Source organism: Methylobacter psychrophilus (assembly GCF_025583945.1).
Taxonomy (GTDB): domain Bacteria; phylum Pseudomonadota; class Gammaproteobacteria; order Methylococcales; family Methylomonadaceae; genus Methylobacter_C; species Methylobacter_C psychrophilus.
Window position 1 is genome coordinate 1 of the sequence record NZ_JAOEGU010000133.1, and the last position, 1,781, is coordinate 1,781.

General features: G+C 49.4%; 1 protein-coding gene. It reads right to left on the reverse strand.

Annotated features, from left to right (window positions below; genetic code table 11):
• On the reverse strand, positions 1-1,781 hold a 1,781-nt coding region (locus tag N7974_RS20475), incomplete at both ends, for an Ig-like domain-containing protein (protein WP_262967382.1).

Here is a 1,781-nt window from a genome sequence, read left to right on the forward strand (position 1 = left end):
CTTCGTTGAAAGTAAAGGTAATCGGTGTATTAACATTGACACCGGTCACGGCGTTAGCGGGGGTGATGCTGACCGTCGGTGCTGTGGTATCGGCAGAGCTAATGCTGCCGGTAGTAAAGTGACTGGTTATGGCGGTCATTTTGTTGCCAACGGAGTCATAAAGACCATCAACAATAACGGTATAGTCGGTATTGATCGTTAGTGCGGTTGTTGGCGTAAATGTGAGCGTACGATTGTCACTGCCGAGCGTGATAGTACCAGACACCGCCACACCGTTGGCTTGTATGCTTACGCTGTTGGCGGTACTAAAATTACTGACGGCTTCATCCATGACAAAGCGTAATTTGCTGTTAACGGCGATATCAATCGCCCCATCAACAATGTTTTGACCAGTAATAACAGGGCTTTCCAGATCGGTGACAGTACCGGTTGTAAAAGATGTACTGGTGCTGTTGATCCGGTTGCCGGCCTGATCATACAAAGGCGCAAACATCGAGATATAAACAGAGTACCGCCGGTTGGCCAGTAACATTGCTGTCGGCGTTAACGTAACGGTTTTGCCATCGTTACTAAACGCCGCTGTCGTTGCCAAATGCTGACCGGTAACCGTGTCATACAAGGCAATCGTTTCCGGATTGACGGTCAGCGAATTTAACCTTTCTGCAAAGGCAACGACTACTTTCGTGTTTAACCCTACATTACCGGTGGCATTGGCTGGACTGGTTTGCACCACGCTACTTGAGGCTACATCGGCTCCGGCTCCGGCACCGGTAGCGAAATTACGCGCCATAGCGCTGGCCAGCACATTGCCGCTCAAGTCTTCAACGCCTTCTACATGGACGGTGTAAGTGGTGTTGGCCAGCAGAGGCTGAGCCAGTTTCAGGGTCAGGATTTTGTGATCAGCATTGAGTTCACGAACGACGGTAATCACTTCTTCATCTTTGCGTAACTGGATGTTGCCTAAACTTAAACCACTCACCGCTTCATCAAATTGCACTTGCAGTTGCACGTTGGTCGGCACTGCGATTTGATCCGTCTCAATGCTGTAGCCGGTTATTTGTGGAGCTGTCGTGTCAGCAATCATTGCCGTTGTAAAATAGCGATATTGATTGACAGTATTACCATTCATATCCTGTATTCCGTAGATATAGAAATAATAACTACGACCTATTGCCAGTACTTGTTCCGGTACCAAGGTAAGAATGCGACCATCGCTGCTGACCGTCCGGTTTGCGACTATATTCTGACCGGTGACGGTATCGTAAAGTCTAAAGGTTTCAGTTGTGACAGTCATCGGATCAACCGCTTCATTGAGACGGACTTTAAATACCGTATTAACCGGTACATTGGTCGCGCTGGCAACAATGCTCCATTCGTCTACGGTGGGTGCTGTGGTATCCGGGCCATTGGCAGTCTGAAAGGTGTGGCTGCTGCCGGTTACCGGATGCCCTGCATAGTCTTCAGGTGTCGTTACCGTGACGGTAACATTGCTATCGACGGGCCAGGGATCGTGGGGCAGATAGGTGACCTGGCGGTTGCTGTCACTGAAACTTAAGGAGTAGTAGCGTGCGTCCGATGATAGTGTTTGGGTTAGCGGCACATCGGTATAATCACCCAGAAAGCTGATCGGATTGACGGCTTCATCAAAGCGAACACTGATTCGGCTGTTGATGCCAATATTCGTCGCTGCTTCTGTCGGGCTTAAGGCGGTTACTTTTGGGGCAATACCATCTTCGGATAGTCCGGCGATAAAGGTCCATTGGTAATCCGAATTGTAGCTT